Source organism: Kribbella sp. NPDC048837, assembly GCF_055586945.1.
On the sequence record NZ_JBVJHF010000004.1, the window covers coordinates 98,971 to 117,019 of the forward strand.

17 protein-coding genes and 1 tRNA gene are annotated in these 18,049 nt (G+C 68.6%); 5 read left to right on the plus strand and 13 right to left on the minus strand.

Features of this window, described 5'->3' with window-relative positions; genetic code table 11:
* Positions 1 to 221: 221 nt before the first annotated feature.
* From ACZ6O0_RS20520 to ACZ6O0_RS20535, 4 genes are all read right to left on the minus strand, one after another.
* Positions 222 to 1,658 carry a GuaB1 family IMP dehydrogenase-related protein gene (locus tag ACZ6O0_RS20520; protein ID WP_465766534.1) on the minus strand — a complete coding sequence of 479 codons (1,437 nt, stop codon included), beginning with the start codon at positions 1,656 to 1,658 and terminating at the stop codon, positions 222 to 224.
* A 153-nt stretch (positions 1,659 to 1,811) separates the two neighbouring features.
* Positions 1,812 to 4,040 (minus strand): catalase/peroxidase HPI, encoded by a 2,229-nt coding sequence (gene katG / locus ACZ6O0_RS20525; protein ID WP_465766535.1) that lies wholly within the window; start codon positions 4,038 to 4,040, stop codon positions 1,812 to 1,814.
* 36 nt (positions 4,041 to 4,076) lie between these two features.
* Positions 4,077 to 4,493 carry a Fur family transcriptional regulator gene (locus tag ACZ6O0_RS20530; RefSeq protein WP_465767064.1) on the minus strand — a complete coding sequence of 139 codons (417 nt, stop codon included), beginning with the start codon at positions 4,491 to 4,493 and terminating at the stop codon, positions 4,077 to 4,079.
* A 121-nt stretch (positions 4,494 to 4,614) separates the two neighbouring features.
* Positions 4,615 to 5,583 (minus strand): LuxR C-terminal-related transcriptional regulator, encoded by a 969-nt coding sequence (locus ACZ6O0_RS20535; protein WP_465766536.1) that lies wholly within the window; start codon positions 5,581 to 5,583, stop codon positions 4,615 to 4,617.
* A gap of 148 nt (positions 5,584 to 5,731) precedes the next feature.
* On the opposite strand from ACZ6O0_RS20535, the gene ACZ6O0_RS20540 reads away from it, so the two are divergent.
* A complete protein-coding gene (locus ACZ6O0_RS20540; RefSeq protein WP_465766537.1) occupies positions 5,732 to 6,355 on the plus strand; it encodes a hypothetical protein in 624 nt (207 codons plus the stop codon).
* Positions 6,356 to 6,538: 183 nt separating this feature from the next.
* Here the strand turns inward: ACZ6O0_RS20540 and ACZ6O0_RS20545 are convergent.
* From ACZ6O0_RS20545 to ACZ6O0_RS20580, 8 genes are all read right to left on the minus strand, one after another.
* Positions 6,539 to 6,611, minus strand: a tRNA-Ala gene (locus ACZ6O0_RS20545).
* Between the two features lie 83 nt (positions 6,612 to 6,694).
* Positions 6,695 to 7,483 carry a divisome protein SepX/GlpR gene (gene sepX / locus ACZ6O0_RS20550; protein WP_465766538.1) on the minus strand — a complete coding sequence of 263 codons (789 nt, stop codon included), beginning with the start codon at positions 7,481 to 7,483 and terminating at the stop codon, positions 6,695 to 6,697.
* A 98-nt stretch (positions 7,484 to 7,581) separates the two neighbouring features.
* The gene (locus ACZ6O0_RS20555) at positions 7,582 to 8,199 is read right to left on the minus strand and encodes a GNAT family N-acetyltransferase (protein WP_465766539.1); all 618 of its coding nucleotides are present in this window, start codon (positions 8,197 to 8,199) and stop codon (positions 7,582 to 7,584) included.
* Positions 8,199 to 8,687: a MogA/MoaB family molybdenum cofactor biosynthesis protein gene (locus ACZ6O0_RS20560; RefSeq protein ID WP_465766540.1), complete on the minus strand. Its 489-nt coding sequence runs from the start codon at positions 8,685 to 8,687 to the stop codon at positions 8,199 to 8,201. The genes ACZ6O0_RS20555 and ACZ6O0_RS20560 overlap by 1 nt, the downstream gene beginning before the upstream one ends.
* Positions 8,684 to 9,187 carry a cyclic pyranopterin monophosphate synthase MoaC gene (moaC, locus tag ACZ6O0_RS20565; RefSeq protein WP_465766541.1) on the minus strand — a complete coding sequence of 168 codons (504 nt, stop codon included), beginning with the start codon at positions 9,185 to 9,187 and terminating at the stop codon, positions 8,684 to 8,686. The genes ACZ6O0_RS20560 and moaC overlap by 4 nt, the downstream gene beginning before the upstream one ends.
* Positions 9,184 to 10,410: a molybdotransferase-like divisome protein Glp gene (gene glp, locus ACZ6O0_RS20570; RefSeq protein WP_465766542.1), complete on the minus strand. Its 1,227-nt coding sequence runs from the start codon at positions 10,408 to 10,410 to the stop codon at positions 9,184 to 9,186. Before glp ends, moaC begins: the two co-directional genes overlap by 4 nt.
* A 57-nt stretch (positions 10,411 to 10,467) precedes the next feature.
* Positions 10,468 to 10,947 (minus strand): GNAT family N-acetyltransferase, encoded by a 480-nt coding sequence (locus tag ACZ6O0_RS20575; RefSeq protein WP_465766543.1) that lies wholly within the window; start codon positions 10,945 to 10,947, stop codon positions 10,468 to 10,470.
* A gap of 15 nt (positions 10,948 to 10,962) precedes the next feature.
* Positions 10,963 to 12,351 (minus strand): UTP--glucose-1-phosphate uridylyltransferase, encoded by a 1,389-nt coding sequence (locus ACZ6O0_RS20580; RefSeq protein ID WP_465766544.1) that lies wholly within the window; start codon positions 12,349 to 12,351, stop codon positions 10,963 to 10,965.
* A gap of 65 nt (positions 12,352 to 12,416) precedes the next feature.
* On the opposite strand from ACZ6O0_RS20580, the gene ACZ6O0_RS20585 reads away from it, so the two are divergent.
* The 3 genes from ACZ6O0_RS20585 to ACZ6O0_RS20595 are packed head-to-tail and all read left to right on the plus strand — an operon-like array spanning position 12,417 to position 14,936.
* A complete protein-coding gene (locus ACZ6O0_RS20585; RefSeq protein ID WP_465766545.1) occupies positions 12,417 to 12,977 on the plus strand; it encodes a 5-formyltetrahydrofolate cyclo-ligase in 561 nt (186 codons plus the stop codon).
* Positions 12,970 to 13,872 carry an aminoglycoside phosphotransferase family protein gene (locus ACZ6O0_RS20590; protein ID WP_465766546.1) on the plus strand — a complete coding sequence of 301 codons (903 nt, stop codon included), beginning with the start codon at positions 12,970 to 12,972 and terminating at the stop codon, positions 13,870 to 13,872. The genes ACZ6O0_RS20585 and ACZ6O0_RS20590 overlap by 8 nt, the downstream gene beginning before the upstream one ends.
* Complete coding sequence (locus ACZ6O0_RS20595) at positions 13,872 to 14,936, plus strand: serine hydrolase domain-containing protein (protein ID WP_465766547.1); 1,065 nt, start codon at positions 13,872 to 13,874, stop codon at positions 14,934 to 14,936. The genes ACZ6O0_RS20590 and ACZ6O0_RS20595 overlap by 1 nt, the downstream gene beginning before the upstream one ends.
* Here ACZ6O0_RS20595 and ACZ6O0_RS20600 read toward each other — a convergent pair.
* Positions 14,917 to 17,448: a penicillin acylase family protein gene (locus tag ACZ6O0_RS20600; protein ID WP_465766548.1), complete on the minus strand. Its 2,532-nt coding sequence runs from the start codon at positions 17,446 to 17,448 to the stop codon at positions 14,917 to 14,919. The two genes, ACZ6O0_RS20595 and ACZ6O0_RS20600, sit on opposite strands and share 20 nt — an antisense overlap.
* A 79-nt stretch (positions 17,449 to 17,527) precedes the next feature.
* Between ACZ6O0_RS20600 and ACZ6O0_RS20605 the strand changes: the two genes are divergently transcribed.
* Entirely contained in the window at positions 17,528 to 17,992 is a 465-nt protein-coding gene (locus ACZ6O0_RS20605; protein ID WP_465766549.1) for a DUF1203 domain-containing protein, read from the plus strand.
* Positions 17,993 to 18,049 lie beyond the last annotated feature (57 nt).

The window sequence follows — 18,049 nt, forward strand, 5'->3', positions numbered from 1 at the left end:
GTCGATCCCACGCCCCCTGCGAGATCGGCGACTCCCCGACAGTCCTCCTGACGTCCTGCCCCTCCACCCCGCTGACTACACCGTGCCACCGATCGCGAATCGTGCCTATCGCCCGTCGTATGAGATTGCCGAGTCCTCGATCTCACCCCGGGGATGAGAGACGATCTCGTCGTTTTCGCAAGCATTTCAACGTGGAATTCGTTGTCTGACGGCCTCCTCGATCACCAACTCGTGTCCAGCGGCTTGCCCTCGGCGTACCCGGCGGCGGTCTGCAGACCGACTACAGCGCGTTCGTGGAACTCGGCCAGATTCGCGGCGCCGACGTACGTGCAGGAGCTCCGGATGCCGGAGACGATCGAGTCCAGCACGTCCTCGACACTCGGGCGCTCCGGGTCGAGATACATCCGCGCGGTCGAGATCCCCTCGCCGAAGAAGCTCTTCCGGGCCCGCTGGAACGGCGTGTCCTCGGTCGTCCGGGACCGGACCGCCCGCGCCGACGCCATTCCGAAGCTCTCCTTGTAGATCCGGCCGTCGCTGTCCCGGTGTGGATCCCCCGGCGACTCGTACGTCCCCGCGAACCACGAGCCGATCATCACGCTGGACGCGCCCGCGGCGAGCGCCAGAGCCACGTCCCGCGGATGCCGCACGCCGCCGTCCGCCCAGACGTGCTTGCCGAGCTCGTGGGCCCGGGTGGCGCACTCCAGCACGGCGGAGAACTGCGGACGACCGACCGCGGTCTGCATCCGCGTCGTGCACATCGCACCCGGCCCGACCCCGACCTTCACGATGTCCGCGCCGGCCGCGATCAGGTCGCTGACCCCCTCGGCGGTGACCACGTTCCCGGCGACGATCGGCACCTTCGGCTCGAGCCCGCGAACGAGCTCGAGCACCTCGAGCATCCGCTCCTGGTGCCCGTGCGCGGTGTCGATCACCAGGACGTCGATGCCGACATCGAGCAGCGCCTTCGCCTTCTGCTCGGCATCCCCGTTGATCCCGATCGCGGCCGCGACCCGGAGCTTCCCGTTCGCATCGAGAGCCGGCTCGTACAGCGTGGCCCGGAGCGCGCGCTGGCGGGTGAGGATGCCCACGATCGTGCCGTCGGCGTCCACCACGGGTGCAAGCCGGTGCCGACCGTCGTGCAACAGGTCGAACGCCGCCTCCGCGTCCATGCCGGCCGGAAGTGTCAGCAGCTCGCGGGACATGATCCCGTCCAGCTGAGTGAATCGGTCGACACCGGAGCAGTCCGCCTCGGTCACCACGCCGACCGGGCGGCCCTGGTCGACCACGATCGCCGCGCCATGACCCCGCTTGGGCAGGAGGTTCAGCGCCTCGCCCACGGTCCCGGTCGGCGGCAGCACCAGCGCGGTGTCGTGCACCGGATGCCGTTCCTTGATCCAGGCAACCACCTCGGCCACCACGTCGACCGGGATGTCCTGCGGGATCACCGCCAACCCACCACAGCGGGCGATCGTCTCGGCCATCCGGCGCCCCGACACCGCTGTCATGTTCGCCGCGACGATGGGAATCGACGTACCACTGCCGTCGCTCGTCGACAGGTCCACGTCCAGCCGGGACGCGACTCTGGACCGGTTCGGCACCAGGAACACGTCACTGAAGGTCAGATCACCCGCAGGCTCCCGATCATGATGAAACCGCATGGCACGACCCCTTCCGCCCGATAAGAACCGTTGCCCGATGAGAACGTCGCCAGCCTGACATGTGCCCATCGGCACTCACAAGGAACCCAGAAGGAACTCAGGCAGCAAAAGACCGGCTCCCAGGAGGGCGGGAGCCGGTCTTCTACCGGGGGATCAGCGCAGGTCGAAGCGGTCGAGCTCCATCACCTTGGTCCAGGCGGCGACGAAGTCGGACACGAACTTGGCCTTGGCGTCGTCACTCGCGTACACCTCGGCGACGGCGCGGAGCTCCGAGTTCGAGCCGAAGACCAGGTCCGCACGGGTGCCGGTCCACTTGACCTCGCCGTTGACGCTGCCCTCGAAGGTCTCCTGGCTGTCGTCCGTCGACTTCCAGTCCGTGCCCAGGTCGAGCAGGTTCACGAAGAAGTCGTTGGTCAACGTCCCCGGGTTCTCCGTGAGTACGCCGTACTTCGAGCCGTCGTAGTTCGCACCGAGCACCCGCAGGCCGCCGACCAGGACGGTCAGCTCCGGCGCGCTCAGGGTGAGCAGGTTCGCCTTGTCGAGCAGCAGGTACTCCGCCGGGTAGCGGTTGCCCTTGCCGTAGTAGTTGCGGAACCCGTCCGCGGACGGCTCCAGCGCGGCGAACGACTCGACGTCGGTCTGCTCCAGCGACGCGTCCGTACGGCCCGGGGTGAACGGGACCTCGACGTCCTGGCCGGCGTTCTTCGCCGCGACCTCGACACCGACACCACCGGCCAGCACGATCAGGTCCGCCAGCGAGACCGGCTTGCTGAACGCCTGCTGGATCCCCTCGAGCGTGCGCAGCACCTGCGCCAGCTCGTCCGGGTTGTTGACCTCCCAGCCGCTCTGCGGCTCAAGCCGGATCCGCGCACCGTTCGCGCCACCGCGCTTGTCACTGCCCCGGTAGGTGGACGCCGACGCCCACGCGGTCGAGACCAGCTGCGCCACCGACAGCCCGGAGGCCGCGATCTGCGCCTTCAGCGCGGTGATGTCGTCGGCACCGACCAGCTCGTGGTCGACCGCAGGGATCGGGTCCTGCCAGATCAGCGTCTCGGTCGGGACCTCCGGACCGAGGTAGCGGGCGATCGGGCCCATGTCACGGTGGGTCAGCTTGAACCAGGCCCGGGCGAACGCGTCCGCGAACTCCTCCGGGTTGTCCTTGAAGCGCCGCGAGATCGGCTCGTAGATCGGGTCGAAGCGCAGCGCCAGGTCGGTGGTCAGCATGGTCGGCTTGTGCTTCTTCGCCGCGTCGTACGCGTCGGGGATGATCTCCTCGGAGTCCTTGGCCACGTACTGGTGCGCACCGGCCGGGCTCTTGCTGAGCTCCCACTCGTAGCCGAACAGGATCTCGAAGAAGTCGCTGCCCCACTGGGCCGGGGTCCGGGTCCAGGTCACCTCGAGGCCGCTGGTGATCGTGTCCGCGCCCTTGCCGGTGTTGTACGTGTTCCGCCAGCCCAGGCCCTGGTGGTCGATCGGCGCAGCCTCCGGCTCGGAGCCGACGTACTTCTCCGGGTCGGCCGCACCGTGGGTCTTGCCGAACGTGTGGCCACCGGCGATCAGCGCGACGGTCTCCTCGTCGTTCATCGCCATCCGGCCGAAGGTCTCGCGGATGTCGCGGGCCGACGCGATCGGGTCCGGGTTGCCGTTCGGGCCTTCCGGGTTGACGTAGATGAGGCCCATCTGGACCGCGCCGAGCGGCTTCTCCAGCTCGCGGTCACCGCTGTAGCGCTCGTCGCCGAGCCAGGTGGTCTCCGGGCCCCAGTAGACGTCCTCCTCCGGCTCCCACACGTCCGGACGGCCACCGGCGAACCCGAAGGTCTTGAAGCCCATGGTCTCCAGCGCGACGTTGCCGGTCAGGATCATCAGGTCGGCCCAGGACAGCTTCTGGCCGTACTTCTTCTTCACCGGCCACAGCAGCCGGCGGGCCTTGTCCAGGTTCGCGTTGTCCGGCCAGCTGTTCAGCGGCGCGAACCGCTGCTGCCCGGCGCCGGCGCCGCCGCGGCCGTCGCTGATCCGGTAGGTGCCGGCGCTGTGCCAGGCCATCCGGATCATGAACGGGCCGTAGTGCCCGAAGTCGGCCGGCCACCAGTCCTGCGACGTGGTCAGCACCTCGGCGATGTCCGCCTTCACCGCGGCCAGGTCGAGGGTCTTGAACTCCGCGGCGTAGTCGAAGGTCTCGCCCAGCGGGTTCGCCACGGCCGGGTTCTTGGCCAGGATCTTCAGGTTGAGCTGGTTCGGCCACCAGCCGCGGTTCGCGTTGCCGCTGGTCGGGTGCGCGCCCTGGCCGTGCGCGACCGGGCAGCCGCCGGCCGCCTGCGCGTTCTCTTCGCCGCGACTCTCCTCGCTACCTTCACCGGGCAGTGGCTCATGGATCTCGGACATCGGATTCCTTCCAGGACTGGACGTTTTCAAAGGAATTCAGGTACGGCGTGCGCAGTCGGCGCAGAGCCCCCAGTAGATGACCTCGGCCTCGTCGATGACGAACCCGTGGTCCTCGGACGCGGTCAAGCAGGGCGCGTGCCCGACCGCGCAGTCGACATCGGTGATGGCACCGCACGACCGGCAGACGGCGTGGTGATGGTTGTCCCCGACCCGCGACTCGTACCGGGCCACCGAGCCGAGCGGCTGGATCCGGCGGACCAGGCCCGCCGCCGTCAGGGTGTGCAGCGAGTCGTACACGGCCTGGTGCGAGACGTCGGGAAGTTCGTTGCGCACGGCACCTATCAGCGAGTCCGTGTCGGCGTGCGGATGCGCATACACCGCGGACAGCACGGCCACCCGCGGCCGGGTCACCCGAAGCGCGGCTCCACGCAACAACTCCTGGAGCTCATCCACCGTCGGCACGTCGAGCAGTCTGCCGCGCTTTCTGGAATGAGTCAAGATTAGCTTCCGCGATTCCCATTTTGCGACAGCTCCGCCTGCTGCGGGGTGATTGCCTCAGGCACCTACCGGGAGGTCAGCGGGCCAGGTACCGGCGGACGTCCTGGGCGACCTGGATCCGGCTCCCCATCCCGTACTTGCGCAGGATCACCCCGAGGTGCGACTTCACCGTCGGCGGCCGCACCCCCAGCTCCGCCGCCAGCGCCTCGTTGTCGAGACCTTGCACGAGCAGCACCGCCACCCGCTGCTGAGCCTCGGTGAGCGAGTGGAACCGCCGCTCGGGTCCTTCGTCGACCTCGAGCATCATCTCGATCAGCTCCGACTGCGTCTGCTCCGCGGTACGGACGATGCCCTCGAGATACCCGTGCAGCGGTTCGTCCGCGGCGGCCGGCTCGTCCAGCGCCCGGTCCGCGAGTCCCCGCAGTACCGCGATCCGGTTGGACAGGTACTCCATCACGTGATCGGACGTCAGCAGGTTCGGCGCATCGTCCCCGGCCGGCAGGAGCCGGAGCGCCTCACGGTCCTCGACCTCCCGGGTCAGCACGTTCGCGAGAGCACCGGCCAGCCACTCGAACGCTCGTACGGCGTTGTCGTCGTACGACTCGGGTCTGTAGCTGTACGTCGCCATCATCCCGAACAGGTGATCGCGAGCGTCCCGGGTCCGCCGGAACATCGGCACGATCACCGCATCCTCGGACCGCCGGTTCACATCGCCACACGGGATGCCCGCGTTGAGCGTGGCACCGTTGTCGTACCCGAACCGGTACGTCTGCCGCTTCCGCAGCAGCCACGCGGTCGGTCCACTCGGCCCGAAGGTGTGGCTGGACGGATCGTCGTACTTGCCGTCCTCGTACCCGTACGGATACCGCACCCGGTCCGACCCCTGCAGGAACCCCACGAAGAACGTATCCACCGGCGCCACCTTGGCCGCCACCCCACGCACGTAGTCGTACAGCACGTAGTGGTTCCCCCGCGGCAAAGCCTGGATCTTGTGATAGGCCTCCCGCAGAACCAGCGCCGTCCCCGCATCAACCCGAACAGCCACCCCAGTCCCCTCCCCGTGTCCCCCCTTCACTATGCCCAGCCCATAGCTCAACGTAACAATCCGCTCCGAGCCATCTCCTGGCACTGGACGTCGCCGCTACAGGCTGTCACCCTCACCGTGAGCGATCACGTCGACCGTGGGGGGTCAGATGTCCGACGAGAAAGTGATGTGGCCGGGTAAGGCTTTCGATGCCGACGGCCTCAGCGAACCGGTCCCGAAGTTCCTGGTCGACCTGCGACTGCTGGAGGACAAGGACGCATCCGCCACCCTGTTGAAGACTCCGGTCAGCCTGCAGGTCATCACCGCCGGGGCGACCAGCCTCGGCAAGGTCTGGCCCGCCATCGTCGCCTTCATCGGCGGCGGCAGCGCGATCCTGACCGGCCTGATGGGCTTCGGCGTCGGCGAAGACGCCAACCCCGGCACCGCGAACATCATCCAGCGCGCCGCCTTCACCGTCTCGGCCTCACTGCTCGCCTCGGCCGTAGCCATCGCGATCGCCATCATGGTCCGCGCCGACGTCAACGCCCGCTCCACCGCCTCCGCCGCCCAGTTCGAGGCCCGCGCCGCCGTCACCGCGGCCATCATGGCGAACCCCCAGTTCGGCCGCCCCGCCCCCGCACCGAACTACATCCTCAGAACCAACAACAACGAGTGGCTCCCGGTCCACGCCTTCACCTTCGACAACGGAGCCCTGGCAGCCGACGTAGGCAACGACAGAACCATCCTCGCCCAAAACTTCCAAGCCCTAATCCCCACCAACACCTGGCACTAGCGCGCGTCGGCGCTGCGTTGGCTGGTCACGGTGTGCGGAACCACGGTGTCCTCGAATGAGCGGCGGCAGCCGCGCGCAGAGGGGTGGGCGGGAGCGGCCGGCGTAGCACGCGACGACAGGAGGGCGCGTAGCGGATGCGTGGGAAGACTAAAGGCCGGTCCGTTGGACCGGCCTTTGTTGGGGTGGAGCTGAGGGGATTCGAACCCCTGGCCTCTTCGTTGCGAACGAAGCGCGCTACCAACTGCGCCACAGCCCCGAACTGATCACCGGTTTCCCGGCGACCGCGAAACTCTAACACGGCTATGGTCGCCCGATAAAACCGAGGCTGTCGAGCGGGTTTCAGTCGCCGACGGCTCGCTTGACCTCGGGCTCCTCGGGCTGCTGGACCGGCTCGGGGAGCGGCTCGCGTTCGGCGGGATCCGTCGTACGCGCGGAGGAGAAGACCTCGTCGTCGGACAGGGAGATGGTGCGGACGGTGCGGTCCGGGGCCTTCTCCTTCAGCACGTACGTCGGCAGCGTCACGGGCACCGGGTCCCACAGGCCCTCGGCCGGCTTCTCGACCGGTGCGGGGGCGGGCTCGGCGGGGAGCTTGACCTCGATGGTCATCTCCTCGTCAGGGGACGGGGCAGGCTTGCCGGCCGGGCCGCGGTCGTGGCGGGCCTGCAGTTGCGCCCGGCGCTTGGCGGCCAACCGAGCACGCGACCGTGCCTGCCGCCGCAGCTGCACCCGGGTCAGTACGACGAACGCCACGATCAGCGCGCCCGGGATAGCAACGGTCCACCACAGCAGGATCTGCAGACCGGCCAGTGCGACGACCGACAACAGCGAAAGGGTCAGGATCGACAGGACCCGCCGGCGGCGCATGGCGGCCACCCGGCGGGCTCGGTTCGGAACGTACCGCTGTGGTGGCGGCAGATCGCTCGACCCGTCGACCGCGGCAGTAGCTGCAGCGCCCGGTGGACGGACGACGTACCGAGGCCGCGACGGGTCGCGGGACAGCACCCGCGCGTCGGCCGACGACGACACCGGGCGGCGCCGCGCCTCGTCGTTGCGCTTCAGCAGCATCGGGACGAGGTAGGCGGCCCACGCGGCGACGATCGCCACATAGATCAGCCCTGTCGTCCCCATGCGACGACGCTAAGGCGCGGCGAGGTCAGGATGAGGTACGTCGGTCGGTGTGTCGCAAGAAGACTCGTGTGACTGGTGTGAATAGCGACGCACCGTGATCAGCCGAGTCGCGCTACCAGACCCGGCCCGACCTCTTCGACGTTCAGCGCGAAGATGCGGTGATCGCGCCAGTCCCCGTCGATGTGCAGGAACCGCGGCCGCTCTCCCTCGTACCGGAAGCCGAGCTTCTCCACCACCCGCAGACTCGCCTTGTTCTCCGGGCGGATCGCGACCTCGATCCGGTGCAGCCCAAGGGTGAACCAGCAATGGTCAGCCGCCATCGCGACCGCGGTCGGCACGATGCCGCGACCGGCGTACTGCTCGTCGACCCAGTAGCCGAGGTTCGCCCAGCGGGCCGAGCCGTAGGTGATCCCGGACACTGTGAGCTGCCCGACCAGCGGCCACTTCGCCCGTGCACCAGCACCCGCGGCACCGCCGTACGTGATGACGAAGGGCAGCATGCGGCCGTAGCGGGCCTGCCGGTTCCAGTCGCGGGCCATGGCGCGGAACGTCCGCGCGCCGTCTTCCGCACCGGGCGGCTGGGTCGCGTCCCACGGGCGCAACCAACTGACGTTGCGCTGGCGCGCGGCGGCCCACTCACCACCGTCGCCGGCGCGCAGCGGCCTGAGCGCAACCTGCCCGTGCTGCAACTCCACGGGCCAATGCACGATCGCCATCAGTCGGTGTCCGTCCGGAGGTGGTCACCGCCGCGTACCTGCTCGACCGCATGCCGCAGCAACGGCTCCAGCACGGCGAGACCGTCCTTCACACCGCCCCGCGAACCGGGCAGGTTCACGATGACCGTCGTACGAGCGACTCCGGCAAGTCCACGTGACAGAGCAGCCGTCGGTACGCCGTTCGCCACGCCGTAGGACCGGATGGCTTCAGCGATACCCGGCACCAGCTTGTCGAGCACCGCAGCGGTTTGCTCCGGTGTCGCATCGGTCGGCGAGATGCCCGTGCCACCGGTCGTCAGCACCACGTCGTACGACGCGTCGATCGCGGCACGCAACGCATCACCGACCGGCGGACCGTCCGGGACAACCTGCGGACCGGTCACCTCGAAGCCCCAACCGGACAGGCGCTCGGCGATCAACGGACCGGTGGTGTCGCTGTAGACGCCCGCGGCCGCGCGGTTCGAGACACTGACGACGAGGGCTCTCACGGACGCTCCCAGTGCCCGGTCTTGCCGCCCTCTTTGAGCTCGACGCGGACGTCGGACAGCACAGCGGCCGGGTCGAGTGCCTTCACCATGTCGATGACCGCGAGCCCGGCGACCGCGACGGCGGTGAGCGCCTCCATCTCCACACCGGTGCGGTCGGTGGTCTTCACCTGAGCCCGGATCAGGACGGCGTCGTCCGCGACCTCGAGGTCGACCTTGGCACCGGTGATCGCGATCGGGTGACAGAGCGGGACCAGGTCGGGCGTGCGCTTGGCGCCCATGATGCCCGCGATCCGGGCGACGCCGAGCGCGTCACCCTTCGGTACGCCGTCCCCGCGCAAAGCGGCGACCACCTCCGCCGAGACAAGAACCTTGCCACTGGCAACAGCTCGCCGGACGGAGGTGTCCTTGGCCGACACGTCGACCATCCGCGCCGCCCCGGTCTCGTCGACATGGGTCAGCCCGGGCGGAGCCGACGTACCAGCGCCAGGGTCCTGCGTCATCCGGTCTCCTCGTCCAGCAGCAACAGCTCGACCTGATCGCCGGCCCGGACCGCCGTCACGTCCTCGGGCACCACGATCAGCGCGTTCGCGCGGCTCAGCCCACCGAGCAGGTGTGAGCCGTGCCCGCCGACTGTACTGGCCATCCAGCCCTCGTCGCCGGATCTGGCCGCGGCTCGGACGAACTGCCGCCGCCCGGCGGGTGAGCTGAACCCGTCCAGCGTCACGCCCCGGACCGTGGACCGCTGGTACGGCATCTGGCCCATCAGCTTGCGCAGCGCCGGCCGGACGAAGACCTCGAACGACACGTACGCCGACACCGGGTTGCCGGGCAGCGTGAAGATCGGCACCTCGTCCTCACCGAGCACACCGAAGCCCTGCGGCTTGCCCGGCTGCATCGCGACCTGCGGGAAGTCGACCGTCCCGAGCTTCGACAGCTCTTCCTTGACCACGTCGTACGCACCCATGCTGACGCCGCCGGTGGTGATCACCAGGTCGGCGCGGACGAGCTGATCGGACAGCGTGTCCATGATCCGCTTCGCGTCGTCGTCGACGATGCCGACCCGGTACACCACAGCGCCGGCGTCCCGGGCGGCCGCGGCCATCGTGTAACTGTTCGAGTCGTAGATCTGCCCCTGCCCCAGCCGGCTCCCGGGCTCCCGCAACTCGGCTCCGGTCGACACCACCACCACTCTGGGTCGCGGACGAGCCTTCACCCGCGCCCGGCCGACAGCGGCCAGCACGGCGATCTGCCGCGGCCCGAGCACAGTGTCGCGCTCCAGCACCTGCTCCCCCGCCTGCACGTCCTCGCCGGCACGCCGCACCGACGCGCCGAGCGGCGGCTGCTGGGCGATCCGCACGTTCACCGTGCCACCGTCGGTCCACTCCACCGGTACGACGCTGTCCGCGCCGCGGGGCATCTCCGCGCCGGTCATGATCCGCACGCACGTCCCGGGCGTCACCACGATCGGCTCACTCCGGCCGGCCCGGAACTCCCCGACCACCGGCAGGGTGATGGGGTTGTCCTGGGTCGCGCCGGCCAGGTCGGCGGCCTGCACGGCGTACCCATCCATGGCGGAGTTGTCGAAGCCGGGCAGGCTCACCCCGGAGACGACGTCTTCGCAGAGCACCAGCCCCACCGCCTCCATCAGCGGCTGGTCGAACGCCGGCAGCGCCCGCACCCGCCCGAGTACGACCTCGAGATGCTCATCCACAGTCCGTCTCACGAGCCCGACCCTAATCCACCGATCCGGCGTTTCCGCGCCGAGTTCCGGAAGGATGCGTCAAGAATGCCGGGTGAGGGCCTCAGGGTGATTCCCCCACGTCATCCGGATGTCCGGTGCGCGCTCCTCGTTGGCCGCGCCATCGGTACGCCGTACCTCGGTGAAGCCGTGGGCGCGGTAGAAGGACTGTGCGCGGACGTTCGTCTGGAAGGTCCACAACGCGAGACCGCCGGGCCGGAGGTCCTTCGCGAGATCCACCAGGGTCGACCCGACCCCGCGGCCGGCCACCTCCGGGTCGACGTACAACTGGTCGAGGTCGTCGCCGTCCAGCGTCAGCACCGCGACGATCCGGCCGTCGTCGAGCGCGACCCAGGTCTGCGCGTCCGGCAGCAGCACCTCGGCGAACCAGGTCGCCACCTGCTCCTGGGTATGGATCGCCGCCGGCAGCAGCGAGTCCTCCGCGTGCCGCGACCGCCACCACACCGCGGCCGCCTCGTCCGTGTCGTACGGCTCCAGCGGCCGGATCAGCAGCTCGTCCATCCCCCCGGACTCCCGTCAGCTCTCGAGTACGGCGCCGTCCGGGATCTCCCGGCGCGCTCCGGCCGGCGCGTGCAGCTCCACGTCGCCGACCACCACCACATCCTTGCCGAAGGCAACGTCACCGCGCACCTCGAGCCGGTCCGCCCGCACCAGCGACGGCGGCCCGGCGGCGAACCGCGTGTCGAAGTCCGCCAGGATCTTGAAGTACTCCGGGTCGAGGTCGACGTACGGCTCGTCGCCCTGGTGGGTCGTGCTCAGGTCGCCGGCCTCGTCCAGCTCGTACACGTCCGACCGCAGCACCAGCAGGTCGTTGGTCGTCTTCACCGGCTTGAACCGGCTGCGGTCGACCAGCACCGCCTGCGAGCCCTCGAAGGTCTCGATCGCGGTCCCCATCCCGGTCTCCAGCTGGATCACCTTGGGCGAGGACGGGTCGGCCGGATCGACGGTCTTGCGGTTGACCATGATCGGCAGCCCCAGGATCCCGTCGTGGCCGTCCATCAGCTCGGCCAGCCGGTCCAGGTCGATCCACAGGTTGTTGGTGTTGAACGTCGTGTGCCGGGTGACGTCCTGGAAATACTTGGTGTCCTCGGCCGCCACCTGGGCGCTGTCGCGCAGGATGAGCCGGCCGTCGGACTTGCGTACCGCCACGTGCCCGCCCTTGCGGTCGGACCGGGTCCGCCGGCACACCTCCATCCCGAACGGCACGTCGTGCTCGGCCATCCAGGCGGCGATCCGCGGGTCCGCGGTCGCACCGAGGTTGTCGGCGTTGGAGATGAACGCGTGCCGGAAACCGTGTTCCCTCAGGGCGTCGAGGGCGCCGGAGGCAACCAGTGCGGTGAAGAGGTCACCGTGGCCCGGCGGGCACCACGCCAGCTCCGGGTCCGGCTCCCACTCCGCCGGTGTCAGGTCCTCGGCCAGCAGCTTCGGCTCCATGTTCTGCATGAAGTCCAGCGGCAGACCGTCCACCGCGAGACCGTCGTACTCGCTCAGGATCTGCAGGGACTCCGCCTTGGTGCGGAACGAGTTCATCAGCACCAGCGGCAGCGGTACGTCGTACTTCCGCCGGGTGCTGAGGATCTGGCGGGCGATGATGTCGAGGAAACTCAGTCCGTCCTTGACCTGCAGTGCGGACTTCGGGCCGGTGACGCCCATCGACGTACCGAGCCCGCCGTTGAGTTTGATGACCACCGTCTCGGCCAGGGCGGCCCGCAGCGCCTCGGGGTCGGTGTCCAGGTGGTCCAGGTGTGGCAGGTCGCCGACCGGCTCGATGTCGTCCTCGCGGATCGTCCCCTGCTGGCCTGATTCGAGCAGCCGGTAGTAGTGCGTGAAGACGCGGATCGCGACGTCGGCAGCGCCGGCCGCACGCATCTTCTCCTGCGCTTGTCTGAGACCTGCCTCACTCATGCACCAACCCTAGGGGACGCCGGGTAATCCCAGTGTTAAGCGCGTCACGCTCTTACGATCAGGGGGTGTTCCCGACGAAGGCCGCGGCGCGGCAGTACTTCCTCAGTGCCCGCAGAGCCCGGCCGCATGCGGAGGACCTCCTGAGCGGTGCGCGTCAGGCGCTGCCGGACGTGCACCGGGTGGCTTTGTACGTATCGATGGGTCCGGAGCCGCAGACCGGCGCACTGATCGATTGGCTGCTGGCAACCGACCATGAGGTGCTCCTGCCGATCCTGTACGCCGACAACGACCTGGGCTGGGGTATCGCACCGGGCGCAGCGGACCTGGTCCCCGGCCGGCTCGGCCTGTCCGAGCCACCGGTCGATCTGGGCTCGGATGCCATCGCCACAGCCGATCTGGTCATCTGCCCAGCCCTGGCCGTCACCCGCGACGGTGTGCGGCTCGGACGCGGCGGTGGCTCGTACGACCGAGCACTCGCCCGCGTGCGACCGGGTACGCCGATCTGGGCCGCGGTGTACGACACAGAGGTCGTCGAAGCGCTTCCGAACGACGCCCACGACCACCCGGTGCATGCGGCGCTCACCCCAAATCGGTTGATCCCGCTGGGAAGATCGGTGAATGACTGAGAACGCGATCGACGCCGCAGTAGCAGCCGCGCGTGACCTCGGCCTGACCGTGACGGACCCGACAGTCCTGTACGACGCGTTCTCCGTGGTGGTGCACCTGAAGCCGTCGCCCGTGGTCGCCCGCGTGCCGATGAACCTCCCCGACTACCTGATGGACATGGAGGTCGCCGCTCACCGCCAGCAGCGCGAGCTGGACGTAGCTGCGTGGCTCGTCTCGCACGGCCATCCGGTGGTTGCTCCGAGCCCACTGGTGCCGCTGGAGCCGGTAGAGCGGGACGGCTTCTCCATGACGTTCTGGCAGTACGTCGACCAGTCCGGCGAGGTCGACTACCTCGCCAATACGACGGAGGCCGCCCGACTGCACGCAGTACTCGCGGAGTACCCGGATGAACTGCCCTGGCTCACGCCGCTGCTCGCACTGCCCTCGGGGCTGGCTGCGCTGGAGGCCGTGCCGGGGTTGCTCGAGCAGGACGACGTGGATCGGGTGCATGCCGAGTGGGAGGTGCTGAAGCCACTCCTGACGAGCCGGGCCGGATTCGAGGCGGTCTTCCCGTCGGCGACGATCCAGACGATCCATGGCGATGCCCCGTCGTACAACGTGATCCCGACCGCCGGCGGCGTACTGTGGGCCGATTTCGAGGACACCACACTCGGTCCGATCGAGTGGGACATGGCCGGGTTCGGACCGGACCTCGGAAAGGTGTACGACGAGGCCGCGGCAGCGCTCGGCCGTCCACAGCTGGATCGGCGCGTGCAGCAGCTGATGGACACGGCGCGCGCGTTCCAGATCATGGTGTGCACGCCGCTGGTGCCACGGCTGCCGGCGCTCGCGGACGGCATCCGGATGTTCGTCGGGCAGTGGCGGAGCACGCCGTTCGCTGGTGGACTGACCTGATGCTGGGCACGTACGTCGACAACGGAGTCGTACCCGGGCTGGTCTCGCTGGTGAGCCGGGAGGGCTCGACGCGGGTCGAGGTGCTCGGCAGCCTCGCGTTCGACGGTCCGGAGATGCAACGGGACAGTCTGTTCCGGGTGGCGTCGTTCACCAAGCCGATCGTCGCGGCCGCGGCGATGATCCTGGTCGACGAGCTCCGGCTCTCCATGGACTCCCCTGTCGACGACCTGCTGCCGGAGCTGGCGCATCCGGTCGTACTGCGCCAGCCGGACGGGCCACTCGACGACACGGTCCCGGCAGGCCGGCCGATCACGCTGCGGGATCTGCTCACCTTCAGACTCGGGCTGGGTGAGTCCGACAACCCGGCACTGCGGCAACGCGAGGAAGAACTGGAGCTGCGGACGTTCGGTCCGCCCGTACCGCGGACTCCGCTGGATCCGGACGAGTGGATGCGGCGGCTGGGGACGTTGCCGCTGCAGTTCCAGCCGGGTGAGCGGTGGCTGTACTCGACCGGCTCGCATGTGCTCGGCGTACTGATCGCTCGAGTGACCGGCCAACCGCTCGAGGAGTTCCTGCGGGAGCGGATCTTCGAACCGCTGGGGATGCACGACACCGGCTTCACCGCATCGGACCCGGCCCGACTGACCACGGCGTACGTCGGGGACGACGTACTGGACACGGCGTCCGACAGCCAGTGGCTGGTGCCGCCGTCGTTCCCGGATGCGAGTGGTGGGCTGATCTCGACAGCCGACGACTTCCATGCGTTCGCGCGGATGCTGCTGGCCGGTGGAGACAGGGTGCTGTCGCCGGCTGCGGTGGCGGAGATGACGACAGACATGCTCACGCCGACCCAGCGGGCCGCGGCCGTCGACTTCCTCGGGCCGGACACCGGGTGGGGCTACGGGCTGTCCGTCGGTGGTGGACGGTACGGCTGGGCCGGTGGTCTGGGCACGCTGTGGTCGACCACGCCGGCCGACCAGACCATCTCGATCCTGCTGACCCAGCGTGCGTTGTGGACCTGGCCGGAGGAGCTGTTCGCCGAGGCTAGCTCTCCGGCTTGGTGAACGTCAGGGCGTGCTTGCGGGCCGCCTCGACCGCTCCCTTGGTGTAGGCCCATTGCAGCGTCTCGCCACGCACCCACAGCTTGGTCTGGTCGGTGTAGTTGGACGAGAACGCGTGCCCGGACACACCGGTCAGGTTCACCCAGCGGGACTTGTCGAAGTCGGACAGGTCGACCACCATCCGCATCGACGGCGTCGCCGTGACCGTGTAGCCCTCGGAGGCATCCCAGGCGGTCGCGTCGACGATCGACGAACCACCGCCGAGCTCGTAGGGACCGCGGTTGAACAGCCGGTCCACCAGACCGATCCCGGACTTGCCCAGCGTCTGGTTGGTCAGCGTCAGCTTGTGCAGCTTGCCCCACTGCCAGTTCTCGGGTTCACGCGCCATCTTCTGCGTGATCTCGGACCGCGCGTTGACCAGGGCCTCCCGCAGGATGTCGTCCCGGCTCTCCTTCTGCGGCGTCCCGATGTTGTCCCACCAGCCGCTGTTCGGCTGGGCGAGCAGCGTGTGGATCACCTCGAACCAGCGCGAGCCGCCGTCCGGCCAGGTGCCCTCGGGGAGCTGGTCGTGGAAGGTCAGTGCGAGCAGGTTGCGCCACACCACGTTGAAGTACGCCGCGGCCGCGGAGTCCGGCGGCTGGGTGAAGTCCCAGTTCCGCAGGGTGTCCTGGCCCTGTTTCTCGAACGGGTCGTCGATGCCGATCTGGAGCAGGTACGGCACCAGCATCTCGGCGGCCCGGTTCTTGGTGTCCAGCTGGATCGACGCCATCGCGTTCGCGTCCAGCTTCCCGGCGGCCGTGATCCGGTCCAGGATCTGCTGCGACCGGTAGCCGTAGTCCCAGTCGTTGGTCAGGTAATAGGTGTACGTCCGCGGCACCACAGCCTGGTTCGCGGTGACGATGATGCCGTCCGGTGGATCGAACTCGCTGGGCAAGGCGTCGAACGGGATGTAGCCGGTCCAGTGGTACTTCGGGTCCCATCCGGGCACCGGCCAGTCACCGCGGCCGGTCTTGCGGATCGGGATCAGCCCGGGCGCCTGGTAGCCGATGTGCCCGTCGGTGTCGGCGTACACGAGGTTCTGCGAGGGGACCTGGAACAGCTGCGCGGCGGCGCGGAACTGCGTCCAGTTCTGGGCCTGGTTGATCGCGAAGAGCGCGTCGGCGGTCCGGCCCGGGTTCAGTGCGGTCCACTGCAGGGCGACGCCGTACGCCTGTGGGTACTTGCCTTGTTTGGCGGCGAGTTCGCCGACTTCGCGCTGGTCCTCGCCGACATCGGAGATGAGCGGACCATGGCGGGTCTCGCGGACGGTGATCGTCACCGGCTTGTCCTGGCCGGCCACCTTGAACGTCTCCTCGCGCGTCGCCATCGCGCGCCACTTGTTGTTGTAGAGGACGTTGTTGCCGTCGATCCGCTCCAGGTACAAGTCCTCGACGTCCGGGTCGAGGTTGGTGAAGCCCCAGGAGATCGCGTTGTTGTGGCCGATCACCACACCGGGCAGGCCGGAGAAGCTGAAGCCGGACACGTCGAACGGGCAGCTCTTGCTGAGGCTGTTGCAGTGCAGGCCGACCTGGGTCCAGATGCCCGGCATGGTGGCGCCGAGGTGCGGGTCGTTGGCCAGCAGCGGCTTGCCGGTGGTGGTGTGGTCACCGGACACGACCCAGGAATTCGATCCGATGCCGTCACCCTGGCCGAGCAGCTCAGGCAGCCCCTTGGCCACCTTCTGGACGGAGTCGAGGGATTTCAGGAAGTCCTGCGTCAGCATCCCGCGCCGGGCCTCGGGGGCGATCGGCGAGGTGGTGAACTTGCCGTCCGAACCGACCGAGCCGGTGGGCATGATCGGATCGTTCCGGTCGTACGGGTACTGCGGGTAGAGGCTCTCGATGTTGCGGGACGGGAAGGCCGCGAGCAGCTTGGTCCGGGTGATCTCCTCGTCCATGTTGCCGCCGAGGTCCCATGCCATCGCCTTCAGCCAGGCCAGCGAGTCCGCGGCCGTCCACGGCTCCGGGCGGTAGTCGGTGCCCTTGAGTGACAGGACGGCGTACTCGAGGCTGAGGCCCGATCCGCTGTGAGTGGACAGGTACGCGTTCACACCGCGGGCGTAGTCGTCCAGATACTGCCGGGTGGAGGGGCTGAGCAGGCCGAGCTCCTTCTCCGCGACCCGGCGCCAGCCGAGGGTGCGGACGAACTTGTCGGTTTCCAGTGCGTCCTCGCCGAACAGTTCGCTCAGCCGTCCGGCGGTCACGTGCCGGCGGAAGTCCATCTCGAAGAACCGGTCCTGGGCGGCGACGTAGCCCTGCGCCGCGAACAGGTCGGAGGGCGTGTCTGCATAGATCTGCGGGATGCCGTTCGCGTCCCGGACGACGTTGACATCGCCGTCCAGACCGGTCAGCTCGATCGTTCCGTCGTACGTCGGGAACGAGTGGCGGACGACGAAAACGACGGTACCCGCGATCACCAGGAGGACCGTGGCGAGGGCGATTCCGCTGATGATGACAACTCGAAGCAGGCGACGCACGGACCCAACCGTAGAGAATCACTCCGGCTGCCCCAAATGGGGTCCCTCACAACTTTGCGTTGCTCTGCGTTCCAGAAGCATGAACGCAGAGTTGGAGTACCTCCCTGTTCCCAGTACCGAGCTGGACCGGATTCGCTGCAACGGCCACGACGACTTCGGGAACGCTGTCGTTTCCCATGCCGCCGGCGGCGGTGAGCCACTGCGGTGTTGTCTGACGATCGCACCGGCCGGCGACGAGATCGCACTGGTGTCGCACCGGCCGATGACGGTCGGTGGGCCGTACGCCGAGATCGGTCCGGTGTTCGTGCACACGTCCGAGTGCCCGGCGCCGGCTCCGGGCGTCTTTCCGGTGGACTTCCGGGACCGGCGGGCCGTGTTGCGCCCGTACGACGCCTCCGGCCAGATGCTGGACGGTGTTGTCGCAGAGCCTGGGACGAGCGAAACGGAGCTCAAACGACTGTTCGAGGACCCGGCCGTGGACACGGTCCAGGTGCGGAACGTCGTGGCCGGGTGCTGGAACTTCACAGTGCGCCGCAACGGCTGAGTTGGAATACTTCGGGCCGCTGGCGCATTATTAGCAGTCGAGTAGTAGGAGTGCCAG